This is a genomic window from Microbacterium sp. 22215, from assembly GCF_052045655.1.
GTDB classification, from domain to species: domain Bacteria; phylum Actinomycetota; class Actinomycetes; order Actinomycetales; family Microbacteriaceae; genus Microbacterium; species Microbacterium phyllosphaerae.
In genome coordinates, this window is record NZ_JBQEPC010000002.1 from 317,600 (window position 1) to 343,875 (window position 26,276).

General features: G+C 68.3%; 26 protein-coding genes. 10 read left to right on the forward strand and 16 right to left on the reverse strand.

All coding sequences use genetic code 11. The features are described from left to right. Positions 1 to 56: 56 nt before the first annotated feature. The 6 genes from ACTJKH_RS04830 to ACTJKH_RS04855 form a co-directional block, all read right to left on the reverse strand. A complete protein-coding gene (locus tag ACTJKH_RS04830) occupies positions 57 to 551 on the reverse strand; it encodes an N-acetyltransferase family protein (RefSeq protein ID WP_440735963.1) in 495 nt (164 codons plus the stop codon). Positions 552 to 617: 66 nt separating this feature from the next. Beyond that, a complete protein-coding gene (locus ACTJKH_RS04835; protein WP_440735964.1) occupies positions 618 to 2,294 on the reverse strand; it encodes a ribonuclease J in 1,677 nt (558 codons plus the stop codon). Positions 2,295 to 2,362: 68 nt separating this feature from the next. Next, entirely contained in the window at positions 2,363 to 3,340 is a 978-nt protein-coding gene (gene dapA / locus ACTJKH_RS04840; protein WP_056308113.1) for a 4-hydroxy-tetrahydrodipicolinate synthase, read from the reverse strand. A 122-nt stretch (positions 3,341 to 3,462) separates the two neighbouring features. Further along, on the reverse strand, positions 3,463 to 4,224 hold the full coding sequence (locus ACTJKH_RS04845) for an SDR family NAD(P)-dependent oxidoreductase (RefSeq protein WP_210097721.1): 762 nt from the start codon (positions 4,222 to 4,224) through the stop codon (positions 3,463 to 3,465). Continuing rightward, entirely contained in the window at positions 4,224 to 4,700 is a 477-nt protein-coding gene (locus tag ACTJKH_RS04850; RefSeq protein ID WP_440735965.1) for a dihydrofolate reductase, read from the reverse strand. The genes ACTJKH_RS04845 and ACTJKH_RS04850 overlap by 1 nt, the downstream gene beginning before the upstream one ends. Then, positions 4,697 to 5,506 (reverse strand): thymidylate synthase, encoded by an 810-nt coding sequence (locus tag ACTJKH_RS04855; protein ID WP_210097719.1) that lies wholly within the window; start codon positions 5,504 to 5,506, stop codon positions 4,697 to 4,699. Before ACTJKH_RS04855 ends, ACTJKH_RS04850 begins: the two co-directional genes overlap by 4 nt. A 96-nt stretch (positions 5,507 to 5,602) precedes the next feature. On the opposite strand from ACTJKH_RS04855, the gene ACTJKH_RS04860 reads away from it, so the two are divergent. From ACTJKH_RS04860 to ACTJKH_RS04870, 3 genes are all read left to right on the forward strand, one after another. Then, the gene (locus ACTJKH_RS04860) at positions 5,603 to 6,016 is read left to right on the forward strand and encodes a thioredoxin family protein (RefSeq protein ID WP_210097718.1); all 414 of its coding nucleotides are present in this window, start codon (positions 5,603 to 5,605) and stop codon (positions 6,014 to 6,016) included. Positions 6,017 to 6,038: 22 nt separating this feature from the next. Next, positions 6,039 to 6,563 carry a DUF4395 domain-containing protein gene (locus tag ACTJKH_RS04865; protein ID WP_440735966.1) on the forward strand — a complete coding sequence of 175 codons (525 nt, stop codon included), beginning with the start codon at positions 6,039 to 6,041 and terminating at the stop codon, positions 6,561 to 6,563. Positions 6,564 to 6,646: 83 nt separating this feature from the next. Next, positions 6,647 to 7,072: an OsmC family peroxiredoxin gene (locus ACTJKH_RS04870; protein ID WP_056509444.1), complete on the forward strand. Its 426-nt coding sequence runs from the start codon at positions 6,647 to 6,649 to the stop codon at positions 7,070 to 7,072. A gap of 6 nt (positions 7,073 to 7,078) precedes the next feature. Here ACTJKH_RS04870 and ACTJKH_RS04875 read toward each other — a convergent pair whose 3' ends face one another. The 5 genes from ACTJKH_RS04875 to ACTJKH_RS04895 all read right to left on the reverse strand — a co-directional run bounded on the left by ACTJKH_RS04875 (position 7,079) and on the right by ACTJKH_RS04895 (position 12,517). Continuing rightward, on the reverse strand, positions 7,079 to 7,513 hold the full coding sequence (locus tag ACTJKH_RS04875; RefSeq protein WP_440735967.1) for a hypothetical protein: 435 nt from the start codon (positions 7,511 to 7,513) through the stop codon (positions 7,079 to 7,081). Next, on the reverse strand, positions 7,513 to 8,253 hold the full coding sequence (gene dapB / locus ACTJKH_RS04880; RefSeq protein ID WP_440735968.1) for a 4-hydroxy-tetrahydrodipicolinate reductase: 741 nt from the start codon (positions 8,251 to 8,253) through the stop codon (positions 7,513 to 7,515). Before dapB ends, ACTJKH_RS04875 begins: the two co-directional genes overlap by 1 nt. 59 nt (positions 8,254 to 8,312) lie before the next feature. Next, positions 8,313 to 8,915 carry a histidine phosphatase family protein gene (locus ACTJKH_RS04885; RefSeq protein ID WP_210097714.1) on the reverse strand — a complete coding sequence of 201 codons (603 nt, stop codon included), beginning with the start codon at positions 8,913 to 8,915 and terminating at the stop codon, positions 8,313 to 8,315. Between the two features lie 80 nt (positions 8,916 to 8,995). Next, positions 8,996 to 10,024 (reverse strand): aldo/keto reductase, encoded by a 1,029-nt coding sequence (locus tag ACTJKH_RS04890; RefSeq protein ID WP_440735969.1) that lies wholly within the window; start codon positions 10,022 to 10,024, stop codon positions 8,996 to 8,998. Between the two features lie 216 nt (positions 10,025 to 10,240). Continuing rightward, positions 10,241 to 12,517: a polyribonucleotide nucleotidyltransferase gene (locus ACTJKH_RS04895; protein ID WP_440735970.1), complete on the reverse strand. Its 2,277-nt coding sequence runs from the start codon at positions 12,515 to 12,517 to the stop codon at positions 10,241 to 10,243. A gap of 364 nt (positions 12,518 to 12,881) precedes the next feature. Here ACTJKH_RS04895 and ACTJKH_RS04900 point away from each other — a divergent pair, with 364 nt between their 5' ends. Further along, the gene (locus tag ACTJKH_RS04900; RefSeq protein WP_440735971.1) at positions 12,882 to 14,192 is read left to right on the forward strand and encodes a UDP-glucose dehydrogenase family protein; all 1,311 of its coding nucleotides are present in this window, start codon (positions 12,882 to 12,884) and stop codon (positions 14,190 to 14,192) included. A gap of 70 nt (positions 14,193 to 14,262) precedes the next feature. Here the strand turns inward: ACTJKH_RS04900 and ACTJKH_RS04905 are convergent, their stop codons facing one another. Then, on the reverse strand, positions 14,263 to 16,203 hold the full coding sequence (locus tag ACTJKH_RS04905) for a GDSL-type esterase/lipase family protein (RefSeq protein WP_440735972.1): 1,941 nt from the start codon (positions 16,201 to 16,203) through the stop codon (positions 14,263 to 14,265). 139 nt (positions 16,204 to 16,342) lie between these two features. On the opposite strand from ACTJKH_RS04905, the gene ACTJKH_RS04910 reads away from it, so the two are divergent. Next, on the forward strand, positions 16,343 to 16,912 hold the full coding sequence (locus ACTJKH_RS04910) for a DedA family protein (RefSeq protein ID WP_440735973.1): 570 nt from the start codon (positions 16,343 to 16,345) through the stop codon (positions 16,910 to 16,912). A 40-nt stretch (positions 16,913 to 16,952) separates the two neighbouring features. Beyond that, positions 16,953 to 17,129: a DUF5302 domain-containing protein gene (locus ACTJKH_RS04915; RefSeq protein ID WP_091232420.1), complete on the forward strand. Its 177-nt coding sequence runs from the start codon at positions 16,953 to 16,955 to the stop codon at positions 17,127 to 17,129. 59 nt (positions 17,130 to 17,188) lie between these two features. Here ACTJKH_RS04915 and ACTJKH_RS04920 read toward each other — a convergent pair whose 3' ends face one another. Continuing rightward, on the reverse strand, positions 17,189 to 18,628 hold the full coding sequence (locus ACTJKH_RS04920) for a cation:dicarboxylate symporter family transporter (RefSeq protein ID WP_210097709.1): 1,440 nt from the start codon (positions 18,626 to 18,628) through the stop codon (positions 17,189 to 17,191). Between the two features lie 161 nt (positions 18,629 to 18,789). Between ACTJKH_RS04920 and ACTJKH_RS04925 the strand changes: the two genes are divergently transcribed. Both ACTJKH_RS04925 and ACTJKH_RS04930 read left to right on the forward strand, forming a co-directional pair. Then, complete coding sequence (locus ACTJKH_RS04925) at positions 18,790 to 20,070, forward strand: ATP-binding protein (protein WP_440735974.1); 1,281 nt, start codon at positions 18,790 to 18,792, stop codon at positions 20,068 to 20,070. Next, positions 20,067 to 20,762 carry a response regulator gene (locus ACTJKH_RS04930; RefSeq protein ID WP_440735975.1) on the forward strand — a complete coding sequence of 232 codons (696 nt, stop codon included), beginning with the start codon at positions 20,067 to 20,069 and terminating at the stop codon, positions 20,760 to 20,762. Before ACTJKH_RS04925 ends, ACTJKH_RS04930 begins: the two co-directional genes overlap by 4 nt. Positions 20,763 to 20,832: 70 nt before the next feature. On the opposite strand, the gene ACTJKH_RS04935 is transcribed toward ACTJKH_RS04930, so the two are convergent. The 3 genes from ACTJKH_RS04935 to ACTJKH_RS04945 form a co-directional block, all read right to left on the reverse strand. Next, on the reverse strand, positions 20,833 to 22,185 hold the full coding sequence (locus ACTJKH_RS04935) for an FAD-binding oxidoreductase (protein ID WP_440735976.1): 1,353 nt from the start codon (positions 22,183 to 22,185) through the stop codon (positions 20,833 to 20,835). Between the two features lie 81 nt (positions 22,186 to 22,266). Further along, the gene (locus ACTJKH_RS04940; RefSeq protein WP_440735977.1) at positions 22,267 to 22,911 is read right to left on the reverse strand and encodes an FMN reductase; all 645 of its coding nucleotides are present in this window, start codon (positions 22,909 to 22,911) and stop codon (positions 22,267 to 22,269) included. Position 22,912: 1 nt separating this feature from the next. Further along, complete coding sequence (locus ACTJKH_RS04945) at positions 22,913 to 24,136, reverse strand: LLM class flavin-dependent oxidoreductase (RefSeq protein ID WP_440735978.1); 1,224 nt, start codon at positions 24,134 to 24,136, stop codon at positions 22,913 to 22,915. Between the two features lie 109 nt (positions 24,137 to 24,245). Here ACTJKH_RS04945 and ACTJKH_RS04950 point away from each other — a divergent pair, with 109 nt between their 5' ends. Together ACTJKH_RS04950 and ACTJKH_RS04955 are read left to right on the forward strand one after the other, a co-directional pair. Next, complete coding sequence (locus ACTJKH_RS04950; RefSeq protein ID WP_440735979.1) at positions 24,246 to 25,406, forward strand: acyltransferase family protein; 1,161 nt, start codon at positions 24,246 to 24,248, stop codon at positions 25,404 to 25,406. Next, positions 25,403 to 26,266, forward strand: a complete 864-nt coding sequence (locus ACTJKH_RS04955; RefSeq protein WP_440735980.1) for a serine hydrolase domain-containing protein — start codon at positions 25,403 to 25,405, stop codon at positions 26,264 to 26,266. Before ACTJKH_RS04950 ends, ACTJKH_RS04955 begins: the two co-directional genes overlap by 4 nt. Positions 26,267 to 26,276 lie beyond the last annotated feature (10 nt).

Sequence of the window (26,276 nt, forward strand, 5' to 3'; positions counted from 1 at the left end):
CATTACCCGTAATGACGCGGCATTCCGGCGTCTTCGCGCGGGTGCTGCGGCCCTCTTCAGGACGCGCGGTGCACCATGGTGTCGCGGGCATCCCCGACGTCCGTGACGACGAACCCCTCCGACCGATAGAGGGTGCGCGCGAAGTTGTCGCGTTCCACGCTCAGGCTGATCCTCGGATGCCCCTGCTCCCCCGCGTGGGCCACCAACCGGCGCAGCAGCGTCCGGCCGACGCCGTGGGCACGCCAGATCGGCTGAACTCCGATGATGAGTTCGGGCACGGCCGTTCCCACGAAGCCGAACCCCGGGTCATCCTGCGACAGCATCCGGTACCAGGCAGCACCGATGGGCTGCCCCTCGGTGTCGATCGCCACGAAACCCGCGTCCGCCGGCCGCATCCACCCTGCGATGTAACGTCGGTGCTCGGCCGCGGTCAGGATCTCATGGCGCGCCCGCGCTCCGCCCGAGCGCCAGTTCGCCGCCTCGACGACCATGTCGCCGAGAAAGCTCCCGTCCGCCTGCGCGGCGGGTCTGATCGAGAAGGAGTCCGACATGCACAGAGCCTACGGTGCGCGCGTTACAGCCGGGTGTCGTCCCACTGTGAACGCGCGACCGCGTGATCAGGCTTCGATGACGAGGGGGACGATCATCGGACGACGGCGGAGCTTCTGGTTGACCCAGCGTCCGATCGTGCGGCGGATGACCTGAGAGAGCGCATGCGTGTCCCGGACGCCGTTGCCGGACGCCTCCTTGAGCGCGGCGATGATCTTCGGCGTGACGTCATCGAACACGGAGTCGTCTTCGGCGATACCCCGTGCATGGATCTCCGGGCCCGAGATGATCCGCCCGGTCTGGGCATCCACCACGACGATCACCGAGACGAAGCCCTCTTCGGCCAGGATGCGGCGGTCCTTGAGGTCGGCGTCGGTGATGGCGCCCACCGTCGAGCCGTCGACGTAGACGAAACCGAGGTCGAGCTGACCGACCACGCGAGCGTCGCCGTCCTTCAGATCGATCACCGTGCCGTTCGAGGCGATGATCGTCCGCTCGGCCTCGACGCCGGTGTCCTGAGCGAGCTTCGCGTTCGCGATGAGGTGGCGGTACTCGCCGTGCACGGGGAGGACGTTCTTCGGCTTGAGGATGTTGTAGCAGTAGATCAGCTCGCCTGCGGCCGCGTGCCCCGAGACATGGACCTTCGCGTTCGCCTTGTGGACCACGTTCGCGCCGAGCTTGGTCAGGCCGTCGATCACGCGGTACACGGCGTTCTCGTTACCGGGGATCAGGCTGGACGCCAGGATGACGGTGTCGCCGGGGCCGGGCTCGATCGCGTGGTCGAGGTTCGCCATCCGGCTGAGCACCGCCATCGGCTCACCCTGCGACCCCGTGGACATGTAGACGATCTTGTCGTCGGGAAGATCGCGCGCTTTCTTGTAGTCGATCAGCAGACCGCTCGGCACCTTCAGATAGCCGAGGTCCTCGGCGATCGTCATGTTGCGCAGCATGCTCCGCCCGAGCAGCGCGACGCGGCGTCCGTGCGCGTGGGCCGCGTCGAGGACCTGCTGCACTCGGTGCACGTGACTGGAGAAGCTCGCGACGATCACGCGGCGCGGAGCCTTGCCGATCACCTGGTCGAGCACCGGTCCGATCGAGCGCTCGGTCGGCGTGAAGCCGGGCACGTCCGCGTTCGTGGAGTCGACCAGGAACAGGTCGACGCCCTCCTCGCCGAGGCGCGCGAACGCACGGAGGTCGGTGATGCGACCGTCGAGCGGCAGCTGGTCCATCTTGAAGTCACCGGTCGCCAGCACGAGGCCCGCGGGCGTGCGGATCGCGACCGCGAGCGCATCGGGGATCGAGTGGTTGACCGCGACGAACTCGAGATCGAACGGGCCGACCTGCTCGCGCTGCCCTTCCTTCACGGTGAGGGTGAACGCCTTGATGCGGTGTTCCTTGAGCTTGGCCTCGACGAGGGCGAGCGTGAGACCCGATCCGATGATGGGGATGTCGCTCTTGAGGCGGAGCAGGTAGGGAACCGCGCCGATGTGGTCCTCGTGACCGTGCGTGAGGACCACTCCGACGATGTCGTCGAGGCGTCCCTTGATCGGCTCGAAGTCCGGCAGGATCAGATCGACGCCCGGCTGGTGCTCCTCGGGGAAGAGCACGCCGCAGTCGACGATCAGGATCTTGCCGTCGAACTCGAAGATCGTCATGTTGCGGCCGATCTCGCCGAGGCCGCCGAGCGGGGTGACCCGCAGCGTCCCCTCGTCGAGTGCTGCGGGTTCTGCGATCGGGGTGGACATGCTGTCTCCTCAGTCGGACACTCCACGCGTCCGTTCGTTCGTTGTGACGCGGCTCACCGCGCCCGATGTCAGCGGGTCGTGCCGTGCACCTTCGGCAGGGCACCGCCCGCGGCCGCGTTGCGGTCGGGGCGGAAGTTGGAGAAGTCTGCGCCCGGAACGTCCTTCACGAGATCGAGCTCGTCCTCGATGAGGGCGGCCTCCCACTCTTCGGGACCGACGAGCGGCAGACGGACGCGCGGGCTCGAGATTCGGCCGAGTCCGTGCAGGATGTACTTCGCCGCGACCGTGCCCGGCACGTGCGTCATGACGGCGCGCACCAGCGGCTCCAGGCGCTTGTGCTCCGCGGTCGCGGTCGTGAGGTCGCCGCGGTTCACCGCGTCGATGATGGTGCGGTACGGAGTCGCGGCGATGTTCGCGGTCACGCCGATCAGACCGGTCGCGCCGATCGCGAGGTGCGGAAGCACGTTCGCGTCGTCGCCCGAGAAGTACATGAGGTCGGTCTGGTTGAGCACGCGGCTCACTTCGGAGAAGTCGCCCTTGGCGTCCTTCACGGCGAGGATGTTCGGGTGCTTCGCGAGTCGCAGGATGGTCTCGTACTTGATCGGCACGCCCGTGCGGCCCGGGATGTCGTAGAGGATCACCGGGAGGTCGGTGGCGTCGGCCACCAGACGGAAGTGGGTCAGGATGCCGGCCTGCGTGGGCTTGTTGTAGTACGGCGTGACGATCATGATGCCGTCGGCGCCGGCCTTCTCGCTGGCCTTGTACAGCTCGATCGCGTGGGCGGTCTCGTTGGATCCGCCACCCGTGATGATCTTGGCGCGGCCGGCGGAGACCGACTTGCCGATCTCGACGAGCTTGAGCTTCTCGGGGTCCGTGAGGGTCGAGGTCTCGCCGGTCGTTCCCGTCACGACGATTCCGTCAGCACCTGCGGTGATGACATCATCGATGTGCTTCTCGACGGCGGGCCAATCGACTTCGCCGTCGGCCGTCATCGGAGTGACGAGCGCGACGAGAACCTGTCCGAAAGGGTTGCCCGAGTGCGTCATGCCCCCAAGCGTATCGGTTCGCGTGACGCTCACGCAGACCGGGCAGCGCGGATGACATCGCCGCGGGCGATGGCGACCTCGTCCCGGAGCACCAGCCCGACGAGCTCGCCCGCCTGCTCAGGTCAGACGCGACCCCGTCGCGCGACGCCGGAGGTCACCGAGCTCGGGAGCAGACTAGCGAGCGCGACGATCGCTTTGTAGCGCAGCGACGGGATCGAGACGGCCTTGCCTCGCGCCGCATCTCGGAGGCCTTCGCGCACGACATCACGTGCATCCAGCCACATGAACGCCGGGACACCCTCGTGCCCGGGCGCGAGCCCCATCCGCTCGTGGAAGGTCGTGTGCGTGAACCCGGGGCAGACCGCGGTCACACTGACCCTGTCGGCGGCGTACTCGGCGTTCGCCCAGCGGCTGAAGCCGATGAGCCAGCTCTTGCAGGCCGAGTACGTCGAGCGGGAGATGAATCCGGCGACGGATGCGACGTTGATGATGCGTCCACCGCGGCCGCGCATCGACCCGAGCGCCGCGTGCATGAGACGCATCGACGCCTCGACGTGGACGCGGAGATGCCGCACCTCGTCGTCGATGTCGTTGTCGGCGAACTGCAGAGGCAGGCCGAAGCCGGCGTTGTTGATCAGCAGATCCACCGGATCGGAGGCGTCACGGAGACGGTCGGCGACCCTGTCGACATCGGCGGCGACGGAGAGATCCGCGACGATGATCTCGACCGCGATGCCGTACTCGCTGCGCAGTTCGGCCGCGACGCTCTCGAGAGCATCCGCCGAGCGGGCCACCAGCACGAGATCGGCACGACGACGGGCGAGCTGACGGGCGAACTCGACGCCGAGCCCGGCGCTCGCTCCCGTGATCAGTGCGGTGGGCATCAGCGCTCGTATCCCAGGAAGCGGAAGCGGACTCCCGAACGCGAGGTCTGCCACTCCCCCTCGTCGACCAGACGCCATCCGGCCTTCGACGGGGCGTACGCGTCGCCCGCGACGGCGAGATCGAGCTCGGTGACCTCGAGACGGTCGGCGTCGGCGATCACAAGTCGGAAGATCTCGGCTCCACCGATGATCCAGACCTTCTCGTGCCCGCGCACCGCATCGGTGACGGTGGCTGCGCGGGTCACGCCCTCTTCGGTCCAGTCCTGCTGGCGCGTGATGACGATGTTCTCGCGTCCGGGGAGCGGGCGGAACCGCTCAGGCAGCGAGTCCCAGGTCTTGCGCCCCATGATCACGGGCGCCCCGAGGGTCTTCTCTTTGAAGTGCGCGAGATCTTCGGGGACGTTCCACGGCATTCCGCCTTCGGCTCCGATGACACCGCCCTGCGCTTCGGCCCAGATCAGGCCGACCCACGTCACACCGCCACCGCCGCCCTGATCGGGGCGTGGTGCTGGTAGTCCTCGACGACGAAGTCGTCGTAGGCGTAGTCGAAGATCGACTCCGGCTTCCGGGCGAAGCGCAGCGACGGGTAGGGATACGCCTCGCGACTCAGCTGCTCGCGCACCTGCTCGAGGTGGTTGTCGTAGATGTGGCAGTCACCACCGGTCCAGACGAAGTCGCCCGGTTCCAGACCGACCTGCTGCGCCACCATCAGCGTCAGCAGCGCGTACGAGGCGATGTTGAACGGGACGCCGAGGAACAGATCGGCACTGCGCTGGTAGAGCTGGCAGGAGAGCTTGCCGTCCGCGACGTAGAACTGGAAGAGCGCGTGGCACGGCGCGAGGGCCATGTCGGGGATGTCCGCCGGATTCCACGCCGAGACGATCAGTCGGCGGGAATCGGGAGCCTTGCGGATCTGATCGATCACGTCGCTCAACTGATCGATGCTCTGTCCGTCGGGCGTGGGCCACGACCGCCACTGAACGCCGTAGACGGGTCCGAGATCGCCCGAGGCATCGGCCCACTCGTCCCAGATCGTGACGCCGTTCTCCTGCAACCACTTGACGTTGGAGTCGCCCCTGAGGAACCAGAGGAGCTCATAGGCGATCGACTTGAAGTGAACGCGCTTCGTCGTGATCAGCGGGAATCCCTGCGAGAGGTCGAAACGGATCTGCCTGCCGAAGACGCTCGTGGTCCCCGTGCCGGTGCGATCCGACTTGTGCGTGCCGGACTCCAGCACGTCGCGGAGCAGGTCTTCATACGGCGTCGGGACGGCTGCGCTCATGTCTGCCAGACTACCCGCCCGCCGGGGCGGCGAGCTCGTTCGTCACGATGCGACACATCGGCCCCTGCGTGTTCGAGTGGCACTTATTCTCTATCCATGTCGCCCGGAATCGCCCTCACCGTGATCGGAGCGCTCCTCGTGGTCGCCGCCGTCGTCGGGATCGTGCTGCGGCTGCTCGACGGACGACGTCGAGGAGGCGGGCACCTCCTGTTCGATCCGGCCGATGCGGACGCCGGTCGGCTCGGCGCGCACGCCACGCTCGTGCAGTTCAGCACCGAGATGTGCGCACGCTGTCCGCAGGTGCGCAGGATGCTGTCGAGCTACGTCGCAGACACCGACGGCCTGCACCACCTCGAGGTCGACCTCACGCATCGACCCGATCTCTCGGCACGATACAAGGTGCTGCAGACCCCGACGACGTTCATCGTCGACGGCTCCGGGGCCGTCCGCGCACGGTTCCACGGCGTCCCGCATCGCCACGCACTCACCGAAGCACTCGCCGCCGTCTGAGGCGGGAACGACTGGAGCAGAGATGACCACTCCCGCAGGTATCGACCCTCGTGGACCGCGCTTCGCCGCGACGATCACGACCGTGCTGCTGCTCGCCGCGACCTTCCTCGGCCTCATCGGCATCTCGACGGCGCGGACGGACGGCGGCATCTCGGCCGTCAACGCCGCCACGCTCGTCCAGCGGGCGATCGATCCCGGCTTCCTCCTCACGGTCGTCATCGCCCTGCTCTTCCTCTGGAGCGTGCTCTCCCCGGCGACGGCACCCTGGGGCGTCGTGTTCCGCAGATTCGTGCGCCCGCGACTCGCGCCGCCCACCGAGCTCGAGGACCCTCGCCCTCCGCGCTTCGCGCAGGGCGTCGGGCTCTTCGTCGTCACGATCGGCCTCGTCCTGCACCTCGTCGGTGTGCCGTGGGCCCTGCCGATCGCGACGGCCGCCGCGTTCATCGCCGCCTTCCTCAACGCCGCGTTCTCGTTCTGCCTCGGATGCCAGATCTACCTGCTGCTGCAGCGAGCCGGCATCCTCGGTCGTGCGCCCTCCGCCGCCTGAGCACGGTTCCGCCGGGCGCACCCGGTCGATAGGCTGGCCTCACACGCGAGCGCACATCCCGCGGCGCGAGAACCGGAGGAATCATGCCCGTCACCAGCGAAGCCACCACCACCTGGACCGGATCCCTCGCGGAGGGCTCGGGCACCGTCGCTTTCTCGTCGTCGAAGCTCGGCACCTTCCCGATCAACTGGAAGGCCCGCAGCGAGGGCAGCGACACCACCACCACTCCTGAGGAACTGATCGCCGCGGCTCATGCCTCCTGCTTCAGCATGGCGCTCTCGCACGCGCTCTCGGAGAACGGCACCCCACCGGAGCGCGTCAACACCAGCGCGTCGGTCACTTTCAAGCCGGGGGTCGGCATCACCGGAAGCCACCTCAACGTCAACGCCGTCGTGCCTGGACTCACTCCCGAGGCGTTCCAGACGATCGCCGCCGAGGCCAAGGTGGGTTGCCCCGTGTCTCAGGCTCTCGCCGGAATCGAGATCACACTCGAGGCCACACTCGCCTGAACCGGGTCAGCCCCGGGCGAGGCGGATGGCCTCACGGATGCTGGCGCGGGCGTCTTTACGACGCCCCGCCGCATCCTGCACCACACCCAGGCGATAGCGAGCCCGCCAGTCCCCCGGTGCCGCGTCCGCGTCCGCGACGTACCGCTGGATCAGCGGGTCGGCATCGGCGCGGGCGATCCGTCCGCTGGGGGTGAGTTCGGTCTCCGCCTCAGGCATCCCGCCCTCGGCGTCCAACTGCCGGCCGAGGCGATCTGCGCCGAAGCCGAACTGCATCTCACGCACGAGCGCCCAGGCTCCGATCGGAGCGAGCACGATGAGCGCGATCCCCATTCCGATCGACACGGGCGTCCCGACGGCGAAGAACATCACCGCGAGCCAGACGGCGACCGCGAGATAGACGAGCAGGGCCGCACCCATGAGGCCCACGCCGATCCGCGACATCACGAGCGGATGCCGATGTCGATCATGCTCTCGAGGCCGACGAACACACCGGTCGCCTGAGCCGCGAAGGGGACGGCGAGACGGATGCCGGGAGCGTAGGCGAGAGCGGGGTCGACGGTGTCGTGGGTGAACGTCAACGACTCTCCGGGCCCGGAGAGGATGACCTCCTGCTTCGCGATGACGCCGGGGCGACGCAGCGAATGGATCGGCACGCTGCCGACCTGCTGCCCCCGCGCACGCTGATCGGCATGCGGAGCGCTGACGGGGCCCTGCTCGGCGCGTGCGGCCGCGATCAGCTCGGCGGTGCGGATCGCGGTCCCGCTCGGAGAATCGACCTTGGCCTCGTGATGCGCCTCGATGATCTCCGCGGATCCGAAGAACGGGGCCGCAGCCGCCGCGAGAGCCGACCCGAGCACGGACCCGAGCGAGAAGTTCGGGATGAAGACGACGCCGGTGCCGGCGTTCTCGACGAGCGGTCGTACGAGCGCGATCCGCTCGCTCGACCAGCCCGACGTCGCCACGAGAACGTTGATCTGTCGTTCGACCGCCGCTCGGACGACGTCGACGCTCACCTGAGGTGTCGTCGCGTCGATCACCAGCCCCGCGCCCTCGAGATCGGCGAGGTCGCTCCGAGACGTGAGCACGCGACTCACCTCGAAGCCCTCGAGCTCGTCGATCACCGCATGGATGATCGAGCCGAGCTTTCCGGTGCCGCCGACGAGTGCTACCTGCGTGGTCATGCGTTCAGTCTATTTCTCGGGTGCTCCCCGACCGCCCAGGCGGGCCGGAGCACGGCGAATCAGACCGGCATCGTGTCGGGGATCCCCGTTCGCAGCTCCACCGGCAGGTGCCCGGTGTCGTTATGGGTGAGCAGCGTCCACGGACGCCCCTGCTTCTGAGCGATCACGGTCAGCCCGCAGTGCGCCTGGTTGAGGGTCATCCAGCGCCACTCGGGCGCGCCGAGGACCTCGCGCACGAACCACGAGATCACGAAGTTGTGCGTGATGAGCACCTCGTGCACGTCGCCCGGCTTGCGCACCAGGAACTCGTTCACCGCGTCGAACATCTGGGCCCGGCCGGCCTCGAGCTCGGCCTCGGTGATCGAGCCGAAGAACGGTTCGTAGGCTGCAGGCGTCTCTTCGGTCATGCCGGTGGGCACGCAGTCGAACAGCAGAGCGGTCGGCTCGGGGTCGACGGACGGCAGGCGGGCGGCGATCGCCCGAGCCGTCTCGTTGGCTCGCAGCAGCGGCGAGTGCCAGACGGCATCGAGCGGGAGCCCCGAGAGCCGATCTGCGATCAGCTCCGCCTGACGCTGGCCTCGTGGCGACAGGGGCCCGTCGGCGAGACCGTGCTCGGCGTCCTGATGTTCACCATGTCTGACCAGATATATGTAATGCGTCACAAACTCGCTCGCTTCATCGACAGCGCTTGCCGGGATTCACTCCACCCTATGCCAGGTCTGTGACAGGGGCGTTACGACGCTCAGTTGCCGGCGCGGGTGAGCTCAGCGACCTGGGCACGCGACAGCGTGACCCCTGCGCCCTGCATCAGCTCGTCGACGTGATCGGTCGCGAAGGTGTTGACGATCGGCGCCGCGATCGTTCGCTGCGCCAGCAGCCAGGCGATCGAGATCGCCGCCACCGGAACATCGAGCTCGGTGGCCACCTGGTCGAGCGCACGCAGGATCTTGGTCCCCCGACGGTTGAGATGACCGCGGAGCTGCTCGCCACGCACTCCTCTCGAGGTCAGCGCCTTGCTGCGATGCCTCCCGGAGAGGAACCCGTGCTCCAGGGCGTGGGACGGGGTCACGGCGAGGCCCTGCGCACCCGCCACGAGGCGCAGATCACCCTCGAACGGCTGTCGGCGGACGAGGTTGTAAGGCGAGTCGATGACCTCGATGCGCGGGTACCCCGCCGAGGCGAGGATGCGAGCCTCGACGAGTCGCTCCGGCGCGAATCCGAAGGCGCCGAGGGCACCGATCTTGCCCGCTTCGACCATCCACTCGACGGTCGCGAGCGTGTCCTCAAGATTGGTGGTCTTGTCGAGGGTCGCATCGAGGTAGAGCACGTCGATGCGCTCGACGCCCAAACGCGTGAGGGATCCTTCGACCGCTCGGACCAGGTTGACGGATCCGAGACCGGGGTTGTCGGCGTGCGCGCCGATCCGCACGCTCAGAAGCGCGCGTTCACGCTGACCGCGCGACCGCAGCCACTGTCCGATGATGTGCTCGCTGCGTCCGCCCGAGAAGCCGTCTGCGGTATGGATCGCGTTGCCGCCGAACTCGACGTAGCGGTCGAGGATTCCGTGGCTCGTCTCGAGGTCGACGTTCCAGCCGAATTCGGCCGCACCGAGCATGAGCGGGAAAGTGTCGAGGCCGGTCTCGCCGAGTGGGACGCGGATGCTCTCCCCTATCCCGGGCCCGACGATCGGGATGGGCGCGGACGGGTGTTCTGCCGCGCCCTGCTGCGCGCGTTCGCCCGACGTGCCTGCGCCTACGCTGAACAACCGCATATCCTCACCCCCGCGTCGGTCGGTGCGTTCCGACCTGCGTCGCTGCCTGAAATGCACCCCCCGGTGCGTACTTCGAGAGTAAGCGACATCCGCGAACTCGCCGACCAATCCGGGGAACGGCGCAAGAACTTCCCATAACGGTTTGGTCACATCGGATACGACGAAGCCCGGGCCGTCCGTGAGGACGAGCCCGGGCCTCGTATCGAAGCGCTCCGATTACTCGGCTGCGGCCTCTTCAGCAGGAGCTGCGTCCGCTGCGGGAGCGTCGTCGAGCACGGGCTCGAGCGACAGCTTGCCGCGGTCGTCGATCTTCGTGATCTTCACGAGGATCTTCTGACCGACGGACAGCACGTCGTCGACGTTCTCGACACGCTTGCCACCGGCGAGCTTGCGCACCTCGGTGACGTGCAGCAGGCCGTCCTTGCCCGGGAGCAGCGAGACGAACGCACCGAACGTCGCGATCTTGACGACGGTTCCGAGGAACTGCTCGCCCACCTCGGGGTTGGTCGGGTTGGCGATCGCGTTGACCTGGGCACGGGCCGCCTCGGCCGAGGGGCCGTCGGTCGCGCCGATGTAGACGGTGCCGTCCTCCTCGATGGAGATCTGCGCACCGGTCTCGTCCTGGATCGCGTTGATCGTCTTGCCCTTCGGGCCGATCAGCTCGCCGATCTTGTCGACCGGGATCTGCACGCTGATGACGCGCGGCGCGGTCGGCGCCATCTCGTCGGGAGCGTCGATCGCGGCGTTCAGGACGTTGAGGATCGTCAGACGTGCGTCGCGAGCCTGGGTCAGCGCGCCGGCGAGCACCGACGACGGGATGCCGTCGAGCTTCGTGTCGAGCTGGATGGCCGTGACGAACTCGCTGGTGCCGGCGACCTTGAAGTCCATGTCGCCGAGCGCGTCCTCCGCACCGAGGATGTCGGTGAGTGCGGCGTAGCGCGTCTCACCGTTGACCTCGTCGGAGACGAGACCCATCGCGATACCGGCGACGGCTGCGCGCAGCGGCACACCCGCGTTCAGGAGCGACAGGGTCGACGCGCAGACGGAGCCCATCGACGTCGAGCCGTTGGAGCTCAGCGCCTCGGAGACCTGACGGATCGCGTAGGGGAACTCCTCGCGGCTCGGCAGCACCGGCACGAGTGCGCGCTCGGCGAGGAAGCCGTGCCCGATCTCGCGACGCTTCGGCGAACCGACCCGGCCGGTCTCACCGGTCGAGTAGGGCGGGAAGTTGTAGTGGTGCATGTAGCGCTTGCTCGTCGTGGGCGACAGCGAGTCGATCTGCTGCTCCATCTTGAGCATGTTCAGCGTGGTGACACCCATGATCTGGGTCTCGCCCCGCTGGAAGATCGCCGAGCCGTGGACGCGCGGGATGACCTGCACCTCGGCGTCGAGCGGACGGATGTCCGCCAGGCCACGGCCGTCCATGCGCACGCTCTCCGTGAGGATGCGACCGCGGACGATCTTCTTCGTGACGGACTTGTACGCCGCGGAGAACTCGAGCGGAGCGCCCGCAGGCAGGTTGCCGGCCTCGACCGCTTCGATGAGCTGCGCCTTGACGCGGTCCTTGACCTCGTCGTCCTTGCCCTGACGCTCCTGCTTGTCGGCGATCTGGTAGACGTTCACCAGGTCGTCGTAGGAGCGCTCGGCCACGAAGTCGTAGACCTCGCTGGAGTACGGCGGGAAGACCGGGTACACGCCCGGCTCCTTCGCCGCGGTGGCGGCGAGCTCGGCCTGAGCCTTGACGAGCTGGGCGATGAACGGCTTGGATGCCTCGAGGCCCTGCGCGACGACGGCCTCGTCGGGCTTCGTGGCCCCGGCCTTGATCAGGTTCCAGCTGCCCTCGGTGGCCTCAGCCTCGACCATCATGATCGCGACGTCCTCGGTGCCGTCGGACTTGGTGACGACACGACCGGCGACGATCAGGTCGAACACTGCCTCGCTGACCTGCTCGGCGGTGGGGAACGCGACCCACTGGTCGGCGTGCTCGCCCTGGCCCGGGATGAACGCGAGGCGCACACCGGCGACGGGGCCAGAGAACGGGAGACCCGAGATCTGCGTCGACGCGGAGGCCGCGTTGATCGCGAGAGCGTCGTAGAACTCGCCGGGAGCGATCGAGAGCACGGTGATGACGATCTGGACCTCGTTGCGGAGACCGTCGACGAACGACGGACGCAGCGGGCGGTCGATCAGACGGCAGACGAGGATCGCCTCGGTCGAGGGGCGACCCTCACGACGGAAGAACGAGCCGGGGATCTTGCCGGCTGCGTACGAACGCTCTTCGACGTCGACCGTCAGCGGGAAGAAGTCGAAGCCTTCGCGCGGGTGCTTTCCTGCGCTCGTGGCCGAGAGGAGCATGGTCTCGCCGTCGAGGTAGGCGGCGACTGCGCCCTGAGCCTGCTGCGCGAGGCGGCCGGTCTCGAAGCGGATGGTGCGGGTGCCGAAGCGGCCGTTGTCGAGAACGGCCTCGGTGGCGGTGATTTCAGGACCTTCCAAGAGGTCTCTCCTTCTTTGTTTAGACTCGCGAATCCGTATGACGCGCGAGCGTGTGTCATGAAGGAGCGGATGCAGCCGGATACGGGCGCGCGGGCAATCCCGCGAATGTCACCTGCGCTGGCCACCAGTAGAAAGCCACCCGACGAACCGCCGAGGAACCCACCACAGGGGACCAGCTCTCCGCCGATCGCTCCATGAGTCGATATGAAGTTGTGCAGCCGACAGACGTCGACCTCGTCCAGCCTATCAGCGGCACCCCGGAAACCCCCGCGACTGCGCCATCCGGATGTTCGGACACGCGACGGCCATGCGGTGTTCACCGATCGGATGCCGGCGCGTGAGCGGCATCCGCTGTCCTGACATCATGCGCATGTCAGTGATCGGATGCGGGTACCTCGGTGCCGTGCACGCCGCAGCGATGGCCTCTCTCGGACACGACGTCGTCGGCATCGACGTCGACGCGCAGAAGATCGCGGCGCTGGCGAGCGGCGCCGCGCCGTTCTTCGAGCCGCAGCTCGCTGAGCTCCTGCAGGAGGGCCTCGCCTCAGGTCGATTGCGATTCAGCAGCGAGATGTCGGATGCGTCCGGGGCAGTCGTCCACTTCATCGCCGTCGGCACTCCACAGATCTCGGGCGGGCACGCGGCAGACCTTCGTTTCGTCGACGCCGCCGTGGACGCGCTGCTCCCCCATCTGCGGCGCGGTGACGTGGTGGCCGGCAAGTCGACGGTGCCGGTGGGCACGGCCGAGCGCCTGAGCACCGCGGTCGCCGACTCCGGCGCAACCCTGGTGTGGAATCCCGAGTTCCTCCGCGAGGGCTGGGCGGTACACGACACGATCTCGCCCGACCGCCTCGTGGTGGGTGTTCCCTCCGGGGACGATGGTGAACGAGCCGCCGACCTCCTCCGCGAGGCGTATCGCCCCGCGGTCGAGGCGGGGACGCCGTTCCTCGTGACCGATCTGGCGACGGCCGAACTCGTCAAGGGCGCCGCGAACGCCTTCCTCGCGACCAAGATCTCGTTCATCAACGCGATGGCCGAGATCGCGGAGGCCGCGGGTGCAGATGTCGCCCTCCTCGCGGACGCGCTCGGGCACGACACCCGGATCGGACGGAGATATCTGGGCTCGGGCATCGGGTTCGGCGGCGGCTGTCTTCCGAAGGACATCCGCGCCTTCGCCGCACGGGCCGAGGAGCTGGGGCGAGGCGAGGCCGTCGGATTCCTGCGCGAGGTCGACTCGATCAACCTCCGGCGACGTGACAGAGCCGTCCAGCTCGTCGTCGACGCCCTGGGCGGGCTCGTGTTCGGACGGCGGATCGCGGTGCTCGGAGCCGCGTTCAAGCCCTTCAGCGATGACATCCGCGACTCCCCCGCCCTCGATGTGGCGGTGCGACTGCGCGGTCTCGGCGCGGACGTGATCGTCACGGACCCTGCCGCTCTCGACAATGCGATGGTCGCGCACCCGCAGCTCGGCTACGCCGCCGAGCGCGATGATGCGCTGCGAGACGCGGACGCCGTCGTGATCGTCACGGAGTGGGACCTCTACCGCCGCGAGATGACCCCCGAGCACGCAGGATCCCTCGTCGCGGGACGAGTCATGATCGACGGCAGGAACTGTCTGGACGCGGCCGCCTGGCGCGCTGCCGGATGGACCTATCACGGCATGGGGCGCCGCTGATCGCACGCGGGTCCATGCGTCACGGCCCGACCCGGCCACTCGAGCGACAGGCGCGCTCGCCTCGGGCCCGTCAGCCCACCCGCACACCGCTGCGCGAGTTCGACCGTCCCAGGTACACGTAGTCGTCGTGCTTCGCCGTGCGCCCGTCACCGGCGGTACGACCGTGCATCCGGCGCCACACCCAGGGCAGGGCGTGTCTGCGCCACCACAGCCCCGCGCCGATCGGCTCGTGCTCGTGCAGTGCAGCGTCCAGAGCGCCCAGAGCGTCGGCGTGCGGGACGGCCAGCACCTCGCCCACTCGGTACGCGAGGAAGCGGTGACCGCGGCTGCTGAGGTGCACGAGGTCCTCGCCCCAGTTCGGCCGATCCGGAAGGGTCGGATGCAGGTCGGTGTCGATCAGGATCGCCCCTGTGCGGGCGGCGATGCCCGCGAGCGCTGTCGCGAAGGCCGCGAAGCGCCGGGAGTACATCGCCGCCGCCCGTCGACGAGGGAGGAACGGCGTGACCAGGACGACATCCGCTCCGATGCCCCGGAGCCGCCTCACCGCCCCCTCGACCTCTGCGGCGAGCGCAGGGATGTCGACGGTCGGCTTCACCAGGTCGTTCGCGCCGATGAGGATCGACACGAGGTCCGGTTCGAGCTCGAGGGCACGGGGGAGCTGGATCTCGCAGACGTCCCGGACGCGCTTCGACCTGATCGCGAGGTTCGCGTAGTGCAGGCCGCCCCGGGCGGCGAGCAGGAGTGCGAGGCGATCCGCCCATCCGCGCAGGGCGCCGTCGGGCGCCGGGTCGCAGAGGCCTTCGGTGAGCGAGTCCCCCATCGCGACGTAGCGCTGCCAGCGACGGGCCTCGACGGGGGCGGTGATCTCCGGGCGGGTCAGGCGACGGGCACGGAGCCCTGAGTCCACGGCGCGGAGCATCCTCGCTTCGTCGAAGTGCCCCAGCAGCTGGTCGCACACGCTCGCCCAGCTGCGCCCCTGCACGGCCTCATGTCCGGCCGCACCGAATGCTCTGCGCTTACGCTCGTCTCCGGCGAGGTCGGCGACCCTCATGCGCAGGTCGTCGAGGTCACCCGGGCGGTAGAGCCATCCGTCGATCCCCATCCTGACGAGATCGAGGGGGCCGCCTCGTCCGGTGGCGACGACGGGGATCCCGCTCGCATGCGCCTCCTGCAGCGTCTGTCCGAACGTCTCGCTCTCTCCCGGGTGCACGAACACGTCGAACGAGGCCATCGCGGCGGCGAGCGCTCCCCCGTCGAGGTGACCGAGGAAGATCGCGTGCGGCATCAGCGACTCGAGCCTCGCTCGGCTGGGTCCGTCCCCGACGATCACGACTCTGGCCCCGGGGATGCTCTGCAGCGCGGCGAGGTCCTCGACCTGCTTCTCGGGCGCGAGTCGGCCGACGTATCCGATGACGACATCACCACCCCACTGCGCTCGCATCTCGTCGCTGCGGCGAGAGGGCTGGAACCGCTCGGCGTCCACCCCTCTGCCCCACCGGCGTACCCGATCGACCCCGAGGGAGGCGAGACGCTCGGCGGAGTCGGCCGACGGCGCGAGCGTGAGGGTCGCCCGACGGTGGAGCCGCGCGATGTGCGAATGCGCGATGCCGGTCGTCGCGGGGACCCGGTATCGCTCCGTGTACGCGGCGACATCGGTCTGGTAGGCGGCGACCGCGGCGACGTCGAGACGCTCTGCGGCGAGCGTTCCTCGCCAGCCCAGCGCGAAGGGCGACGCGAGGTGCACGACGTCGGGTCGGAAGTGACGAAGGGATGCCGCGACGCGGTGGGCGGGTGAGGTCCCCACCCGCACGTTGCGGTACCCGGGGAGCGCAAGGCTCGGGATGGGTTCGATCGCCGCGCCGCTGATCTCGGTGGGGATGCCGACGGCATCGGGTGCGATCACGTGCGCCTCATGGCCCGTGCGCTCGAGGTGCTTCAGGATCTGCAGGACGGATCCGGTGACACCGTTCATGTGCGGAAGGAAGGACTCTGTGACGATCGCGACTCTCACATGCTCAGGATGCCGTCGACGACGCCTGCCGAAGCCACGAAGTGACCTGAATCACCAGAAGTTCACCGGATGCTGGATCGCGCGTCACCGGCTATCCGGACGTTGGTTCCCGTTCACCTGCGCCGAGCACTCTGGAGCCGTGTCCGATCTGCTCACCGGCCCCTGGGCCCTCGCCGTCATGAGCCTCCTCGTGCTCGGTGACGCGTTCTTCGTCGTCGTGCCGGGTGAGATCGCCGTCACCGCGCTCGGCGCCGTCTCCTCATCGTCGGGCGTGCCTCCCCTGTGGGCGGTGATCGTCTGCGCCGGAGTCGCGGCCGCGGCGGGCGACAGCGCCTGCTATCTGATCGGTCGCACGGTCGGGACGGAACGCTGGCGATGGATGCGGGCGACTCGCGTTCGTCAGGCTCTCGCCTGGGCGCGACGCCGACTCGACGGCGGAACGGCCACGGTGCTGTTCACGGCCCGCTTCGTTCCTTTCGCGCGTCTGGCCATCAACCTCGTCGCCGGCGCGTCGCGCATACATCCCGGTCGGTATCTGAGTCTGGTGACCGTGGCGGCGTTCGGGTGGGCGACGTATCAGGCATCCGTGGGCGCCGTCGTCGCCGCTCTCGTTCCCGGTGGCCCCGTGGTGGCCGTCGGGGTGTCCGTGGCGGTCGCACTCGGTCTCGGTGCGGTGATCGATCTCGCCTTCCGCAGAGCACGGCGGTAATCCTCCCCACCCATCAGAGGCGTGCCCTAGGCTGGCGAACATGAGCACCGAAGAAGGCGCCTCCTCCAGCGAGGAGATGAAGCGCAAGTTCAAGGAAGCGCTCGAGAAGAAGAACGCGCACCACCGGCAGGGCGAGGCCCACCTGGACGGCGACTCCGCTGTCCACGGCGCGCCGGCCCCGCAGACGCGGCGCGAGTTCCGACGCAAGAGCGGTTGACCATACGGATGCGGGAGCCGACGACACGTCGACCCCCGCATCCCTCTTTCCGCTGAGGGTCAGTTCCGCGTGGCGCGAAGCCGAGCCCGCTCCTCCTTCGCCGCCATCTCGTCGAGGGCCGATTCCTTCAGGCCCTGTACGTCGACGGCATCCCGCTCGTCGGCCATCCCGTGCTCGTCCACGCCGTCGAGCTGCGACTCCTCGAAGGGCAGCGCACCGCTGAGCACCTGCTGCACGCGGTCGCGATCGATCTGACGGGTCCACGTGCCGATCAGGAGGGTGGCGACCGCGTTGCCGGTGAAGTTGGTGAGCGCGCGCCCTTCGGACATGAAACGGTCGATGCCCACGATCACGCCGACGCCGTCGACCAGATCAGGACGGTAGGCCTGCAGACCACCGGCGAGCGTCGCGAGCCCCGCACCGGTGACACCGGCGGCACCCTTGCTGGCGATGATCATGAACACCAGGAGTCCGATCTGCTCACCGATCGACATCGGCTGTCCCATTCCCGTCGCGATGAAGAGCGACGCCATGGTCAGGTAGATCGCGGTTCCGTCGAGGTTGAACGAGTACCCCGTCGGCACGGTGATGCCGACGACCGGCTTGGAGACGCCGATGTGCTCCATCTTCGCGATGAGGCGCGGAAGCGCGGACTCCGACGACGAGGTGCCGACGATCAACAGGTACTCACGTGCGAGGTATTTGACCAGGCTGAAGATGTTGACCCGCGTGACGGCGTAGAGAAGCGTTCCCAACACCACGACGATGAAGAGGATGCACGTGATGTAGAACGCGATCATGAGCACGCCGAGGCTCCAGATGGCCGCGATGCCGGTCTTGCCCACCACCGCCGCGATCGCTCCGAAGGCGCCGAGGGGCGCGAGCCACAGGATCATGCCGAGGATGCGGAACACGAGCTTCTGCAGGTTCTTGACGGCATCCATGATCGGGGCGCCCTTCTCCCCGAGTCCCTGGAGCGCGAAGCCCACCAGCAGGGCGATGAACAGCACCTGCAGGACGCTCTCGCCCGTGAACGCCGAGAAGAAGGTCGTGGGGATGATCCCGAGGATGAACTCCGTGGTGGTCTTGGCCTCGGTGTCGGTCGCGTCGTAGCTCGAGTTCGCCATGTCGAGGCCGGCACCCGGGTGGATGATGTTGCCGACGACCAGGCCGATCGCGAGCGCGAACGTGGACATGACCATGAAGTAGAGCAGCGCCAGGCCGCCGATCTTGCCGACCGTCGCCGCTTTCGCGATCGAGCCGACGCCGACCACGATCGTGCAGAAGATGATCGGCGCGATCATCATCTTGATGAGCGACACGAAGCCCTTGCCGATCGGCTCGAGGCTCTGGCCCACCTCCGGCCAGATCAGGCCGACCGCCGCGCCGAGCACGACGGCGATGATCACCGAGACGTACAGCCAGGTGTGCCTGTCCCAGGCCTGCTTGCCCCGCCGCCAGTGGAAACCGGGAAGCGAGAACCCTGTCGTGATGGCCATGTTTTCCTCCTTGATCATGAACGTCGTCGTCTCATGCCCGCAGGCGCCCTCGCCTTCGGTAAGCTCACCGTCGCGGACTTCCCTCGGCAGCACCATTTGTGGTCGTATTGGTCACCACCGGTATCCCGGACTCCGCGATCACCGACGATCGGAAGGACGCGATGACCCACGCCCGCGACACGAGGAGCATCGCTTCCCGGGTCTTCCTCGTGCTGCTGGCGGCAGCGGTCGTGGTGGGCGCCCTGGTGGCCGTCTTCCTGGTCGTGGATGCGCAGCGTGCCACCCATGCGGAAGCGGAGCGCGTGACCGCTGCCACAGCGGCGACGCTCGCCTCATCCCCTCTCGTGATCGACGCGCTCGCGTCTGAGGAGCCGGGCGAAGCGACCCGAGTGCTCGAGCCGTACGCGCTCGAGGTGATCGCGGACGCCGGTCTCGACTTCGTGACGATCATGACGCCCGACGGAACACGACTCACACACCCCGATCTCGATCAGATCGGCGGAGACTATCTCGGCACGATCCCCGACGCGCCGCGCACGCTCACCGAGGTCTTCACCGGCACCCTGGGCCCCTCGGTGCGGACCATCGTGCCCGTGGTCGCGTCTGGAGGTGAACTGCTCGGCTGGGTGTCGTCCGGGGTCACGATCGAATCCATCTCCGAAACTCTGATCCGCCGCCTGCCGCTCTCGATCGGCATCACGCTCGGATTGGTCGCCCTGGGCGCGCTCGGCGCCTGGATCGCGCGTCGATTCACCCGGGGGATCGCTGGGGACCTGCCCCCGGGGAAGGTCCGCGACGCCGTGTCGTCGTACGAATCGCTGCGCACGCTCGGAGACGCGCTGCGCGCCCAGACGCACGAGCACGGCAATCGGATGCACACCGCCGTCGCGCTCCTCGAGCTGGGGCGCACCGACGAGGCGATCGAGATCCTGACCGCGACCTCACGCCAGAGCCAGTCCCTCGTCGATCAGGTGACCGCACGGCAGGCCGGCGACCCTGCAGTGGGCGCTCTGTTGCTCGGCAAGGCGTCACAGGCCAGGGAGCGCGGAATCGACTGGCGGGTCCGCATCGACCCGGACACCCCCGCGTCACCCCTCTCCCCCGTCGACAGCGTCGCCGTGCTCGGCAACCTGATCGACAACGCCATGGATGCCGCAGCGGCGGGCACCGAGCGCTGGGTCGAGGTGGTGCTGCGCCCCTCGACGGGGGGCGGAATCATCCTGGAGGTGTCGGACGGCGGTGACGGCATCCCTTCCGAACTGCGCCAGCGCGTCTTCGCCCACGGGTACTCGACGAAACCGGCGGGCGCGCAGGGGCGAGGCGTCGGACTCGCCCTCGTCGAGGCGGTCGTCGTCGGGGCGGGCGGCTCCGTGGAGCTCACGGCTCATCCGACCACCTTCACCGTCGTCCTCCCACCGGCGAGAGGACGGAGGACACCGTGATCCGCACCCTGATCGTCGACGACGACGCTCTGACGCTCGAACTCCATCGCTCGTACCTCGAGAGGATCGACGGCTTCGTCGTCGGCGGCGAGTGCACCGGAGCCCGTGCCGCGCTCACGGCGGTTCTCGAACAGCCACCCGAGGAGCCTTTCGAGCTCGTCCTCCTCGACATCACGATGCCCGACGGCTCGGGCATCGACGTGCTCCGCGGGCTCCGTTCCCGCGCGGCGGCTGTGGACGTGATCGCGATCACCGGTGTACGCGACGCCGAGACCGTGCGGCAGATGGCCGCTCTCGGGGTGTACCAGTACCTCGTGAAGCCGTTCCCGTTCGCGGTGTTCCACGAGCGCCTCACCGCCTATCGAACGTATCGGGAGCAGGCGCGGTCGACGGCCGGCGAGGCGACCCAGGCGGAGATCGATGCGCTTCTCGGACGCACGACCGGGACGATCCCGATCCCCAAGGGACTGTCGGCGGCCACGCTGCAGAAGGTGACGTCCGAGCTGCGTTCCTCCGGCGCCGCGGTGTCGGCGAGCGAGGCGGCCGCGCGGCTCGGGATGTCGCGGGTGTCCGTGCGGAGGTACCTGGAGCATCTCACCGATTCGGGCATCATCACACGCAGCGCCCGCTATGGCGCACGTGGACGCCCCGAGACGGAGTACAGCTGGATCCGACGGACCGACGCGGACTGACGTCGATCCGGCGCCGTCCTCGGGCGGTCGCGCTGTCGATCGTGACTCAGTCCGCGAACACGGACCGCAGTCAGCGCAGGAGCCGACCCTCGTGGATCAGCGATTCCGGATCTGCAGCAGCCCTGACCTCGCGGAGACGACCGATCGACGCTGGGTCACCGCACCGCTCGAGAGTCTCTCCCGAACCGAGGAACGTCGGGACCGTGTGCGGTGCGGCGGCCCGTGCCAACACGTCTCGGAAGCTCGTCATGCTCGCGTCACCCGGTTCGCTCGGTACTCCCGGAAAGACGGGCACGAGCGCGTGGAGCAGCCAATCGACACCCTGAAGCGTCGCGAACCCCGATCGCCTCGGGTCATCCACCGCGCCACCCAGCATCCGGATCTCGATGCCCATGATCGGCCACTGCTCCGGCAGCCCGCGGAAGCGGAAGAGGTCGTCGATCGTCGAGTCGTCGAGCGACGAGAGCGCGGCAGAGGCTCCCTTGCCCGGCGTCGGCTCGGTGGGTTCGCCGCTCGCGGCGGCGACGGACTTCGGTGACGTCGCCCCTGAGACCTCACGCCGAACGGTACCGGCTCGCCGAACGCGGTCGATCAAGTCGTCAGCCGCCCCGACCGTGGAGAGCGCCTGCACGGTGAGGAAGCTGTGCCCGCGTATCTCCTCGGGCAGCTGCGGAGTGTCGGGCATGCGCATCGAGTTCACGAACACGTTGAGCGACGTCGGAGCGTCTGCGGACAGGTCTCGGACGGCCCGCATCACCGACCCGGCGTCTGCGGCGTCGAAAGTGAGTTCGGTGCCCCACAGCGTCGGCGCGGGCACGAGGTCGATCTCGAGGGCCGTCACGATTCCGACGATGCCGCCCGCGCCGCGCAGCGCCCACATCAGCTCGGGGTCGCTCTCGTCATCGATCCGCTCGTGGGTCCCGTCGCCGCGCAGCACCCACGCCGCCCTGAGATTGTCGGACCCCAGTCCCGCCGTGCGGCTGAACCAGGAGTGGCCGCCGCCCAGGGTGTACCCCGCGACGGCGACGACCGGGCTCGTGCCGGCAGGAGCCACCCAGCCGGTTCCTTCGAGCGCCTCGACGACGGCACCCCACCGGACTCCGCTGCCGACCCGGACGACACCGGACCCGAGGTCGACCGAGAGCTCGTCGAAGGCGGCCATGCGGACGATGACGGCCTCGGCGAGGTCTCCGTCGGCTCCGTGACCGGTGGGCTGCACCGCGAGCGTCACTCCCGCGTCGCGCGCGGTGCGGAGGAGCGTGCGCAGATCGCGCAGATCAGCCGGCACCGCAACGCCCGCCGGATGCTGTTCGATCGCCAGGTTCCACGGGCGGCGAGCGGCTTCGAAGGATTCGTCGCCGGGGAGGATGAGGTCGCCGCGCAGGGCATCCCGCGCGGATTCGAGCACAGAACGAAGGGCCATGAGGTCACCGTACGACGCCCTTCGGACATCGTCTACGGCCTCATGGCCCTTCACCTGTTCCCGGTCGAGCCGGGGCATCGCTCACTCTCCGGCGAGGCCGCCGAGCATGTGCCCGAACGAGCGTCCTTCACCGAGATAGGTGGCCGGATCGTAGGGATCGGCGACCGCGGCCGTCTCGCGACGCGCGATCGCCTCAGCGAGCTCACGGGCGCCCTTCTCGACACGCTTCGCGAGGGGTGCCACATCGTCACCGGCTCCACCCCAATCGCTGGACGCCGCGAACACGCCCGTCGAGACGGCCTCGGCGTGCAGGTAGGCGAACAGCGGACGGATCGCGTAGTCGATCGCGAGCGAGTGCCGGGCGGTGCCGGCGTTCGCTCCGATGAGCACGGGCTTGCCCGTGAGCGCGTCCGGGTCGAGCACGTCGATGAACGACTTGAACAGTCCGTTGTAGCTCGTGGAGAAGATCGGTGTGACGGCGATCAGCGCATCCGCCGACACGACGGTGTTGATCGCGGTCTCCAGCGCCGGCGGTGCGAACCCGGTGAGCAGGTTGTTCGTGATGTCGTGCGCGTAGTCGCGCAGCTCGATCACGTCGACACCGGCGTCTATGTCGTGAGCGGCGAGCGCCTTCACGGTCTCGGCCGCGAGACGATCCGCGAGCATCCGCGTCGACGAGGGGTTCGAGAGCCCCGCCGAGACGACGGCGATCCGACGAGTGGCCATCTCAGGCCTCCTTCCGGCTGAGTCCGAAGGCGGCACCGGCCGGAGCCGGGGTGTCCTGGTACGGAGAGTCCCCGGTCAGGTTGTCGCCGCGGTTCGCACCCGGGCGCGCCTGACGGGTGGGCCCGTCACCGAACTCCGCCTTCACTCGGGCCGCGTGCGTCGGGGCATCCGGCACGGTCGCCGGTCGATCCTTGGCCAGCTCCTTGCGGAGCACCGGCACGACCTCGGAGCCGAGGATGTCGAGCTGCTCGAGAACCGTCTTCAGGGGCAGACCCGCGTGATCGATCAGGAACAGCTGGCGCTGGTAGTCCCCGTAGTGCTCGCGCATCGCGGCGTAGCGGTCGATGACCTGCTGAGGCGACCCGACCGTGAGCGGGGTCATCTCGGTGAAGTCCTCCATGCTCGGCCCATGTCCGTAGACGGGAGCGTTGTCGAAGTACGGGCGGAACCGGTTCACCGCATCCTGCGACTTCGCCGCCATGAACACCTGCCCGCCGAGACCGACGATCGCCTGCTCCGGCGTGCCGTGTCCGTAGTGGGCGTAGCGCTGGCGGTACAGCTCGATCAGACGCTGGTAGTGCTCCTTCGGCCAGAAGATGTTGTTCGCGAAGAAGCCGTCGCCGTAGTAGGCGGCCTGTTCGGCGATCTCGGGCGTACGGATGGAGCCGTGCCAGACGAACGGAGCGACGCCGTCGAGCGGACGGGGAGTCGAGGTGAAGCCCTGCAGCGGGGTGCGGAACTTGCCCTCCCAGTCGACGACATCCTCACGCCACAGCTTGTGCAGCAGGGCGTAGTTCTCGATCGCGAGCGGGAGGCCCTGACGGATGTCCTTGCCGAACCACGGGTAGACCGGTCCGGTGTTGCCGCGGCCGAGCATGAGGTCCATGCGTCCGTCCGAGACGTGCTGCAGCATCGCGTACTCCTCGGCGATGCGCACAGGGTCGTTGGTCGTGATGAGCGTCGTCGACGTCGACACGATGAGCCGCTCGGTCTGGGCGGCGAGTGCGGCGAGGAACGTCGTGGGGCTCGAGGACCAGAACGGAGGGTTGTGGTGCTCGCCGATCGCGAAGACGTCGAGACCGACCTCTTCGCTGTGCTTGGCGATCGCCAGGGTGGCCTTGATCCGCTCCTGCTCACTCGGCGTGACACCGGTGGTGGGGTCGCGGGTGATGTCGCTGACCGACATGATGCCGAACTGCACCGGGACGCCTGCCTGCTCACTCATGATTGCTCCGTCTTCTCCGAACCGGATGCCCTGCACCCGCTTCTATTCATTTGAATGTATCTGAGTCAACGCGATGCGAGCAACATTATTCCCCGAGTAGCCTCGGAGGATGCACAGTGCCGGCGCCGATACGACGAACCCCACCACCGGATCCGTCCAGAAGCCCCGCAGGCGCGTCCCGTTCTGGGACAACGCACGCTACGCGTGCATCGTGCTGGTCGTCCTCGGCCACGCCATCCAGCGCCTCACCTACGACTCCGACATCGCGCTCGCGGCCTACCTCGCGCTGTATGCCTTCCACATGCCGGCGTTCGCGATCATCTCGGGGTACTTCTCGAAGTCGGGGTCGCCGACCCGCGTGCAGATGGCTCGCGTGATCACCGACATCCTCCTCCCGTACTTCATCTTCGAGTTCCTCTGGACCCTGACGAAGTTCCTCGTCGAGGGACACGCCGATCCGAACTTCACCAAGCCGTCCTGGACGCTGTGGTTCCTCCTGGCTCTCGGCATCTTCCGTCTCGTGCTCCCCTACCTCGCCCTGCTGCGATGGCCGTTGCTGTGGACCGTCATCGTCTCCATCGGCGTCGGCTACCTCCCCAACGTCGACAGCACGTTCTCGCTGTCACGCACGCTCGGCCTGCTGCCGTTCTTCACCCTGGGCTGGTGGCTGCGCGAGCGCGACATCGTGTCTCGCCTGCGCCTTCTGGACGTCCGACCCTGGTGGATCCGTCTCGCGAGCGTCGTGGTCCTCGCAGCCGCAGGCTTCGCCGCCTGGAACTGGATCGACGTGTGGAAGGAGATCGATCTCGGCCACTGGCTCTTCTACGAGGACGCGTACGCCGATCTCGGCGGAGAGCAATGGTGGGCAGGCGGCGTGCGCATCGCACTGATGCTGCTCGCCGTGGTGCTGAGTGCAGCGTTCTTCACCCTGATCCCCCGAGGGACATACTGGTGGACGCGGTTCGGCCAGTACACGATGTATGTGTTCCTCCTGCACTCGTTCGTCCTGTACCCCTTCCGCGAGTCCGGTGTCCTGCGCGATCTCGACCCGACCTGGCTCTGGCTGCCGCTGGTGACACTGCTCTCGGTCGCACTGGCTCTCGCACTCGCGACGAAACCGGTGCGCTGGGTGTTCCGACCGCTCGTCGAACCGCGCCCCCGTTGGCTCTTCAGAGACCCTGATCTCGCCGGCCGCGAGGGGCACCGCAGCGATCCCACCGGATCCCGCAGGCCTCGTCCTCCGCACGCACCGGGCGAACCGCGCCGATGACGCGAGCCCAGCAGATCCGCGACCGCATCGTGGAGCACGTCGACGAATCGGGATTCGGGGCCCACGGACTCCACGTCCGTGTCGGCGGCGATGTCGCCGAGCATCGGTGGACGCCCGACGTCCGCGAGGAGATCCACTCTGTCGCGAAGGGCATCTGCGTGCTCGCCGTCGGGCTCGCCGCCGACGAAGGCCTGATCGAACCGGACGCACCGGTGACGCGGTACCTGCCGGAGTTCACGGTCGGCGACGGCGTCGATCAGGTCACGCTCCGGCACCTGCTGTCCATGTCGAGCGGCATCGACCTCCCCTGGTCCGAGACCCTGATGACCGACTGGCCCGATCTGGCGAGGGAGTTCCTCTCTCGCCCGTCGCGCGGGCGGGTGTTCCAGTACTCCAACGCCAGCACCTACACGGCGATGACCGTGCTCGCGTCGAGGGTCGGCGACGTCGTCGAGTTCCTCCGCCCGCGGCTGCTCGACCCGCTCAGCATCGACGACATCGAGTGGGAGCGCTGCCCCCGGGGACGCATCGTCGCCGGGAGCGGCATCGCCCTGCGCACGGAGGAGCTCGCACGCCTCGGACGCCTCATCCGGGACAGCGGCGAGTGGGAGGGACGACGCCTCGTGCCGGCCTCGGTGATCGACGCGATGCACTCCGACTGGGTCGTGGCGGGCGCGAACCCCGGCTATGAGCGCTACGCGATGTCGGGCTGGGACGGCCCCGGCCCGAGCTGGCGCCTGCACGGCGCCTACGGGCAGCTGCTCATCTTCCGTGACGACGCGGTCGTGACCATCACGGCTGACGACCATTTCGGCGCGGATGCCGTGGCCGCATTCGCGGTCGACACCCTCGACACCTGAGCGAGGACCC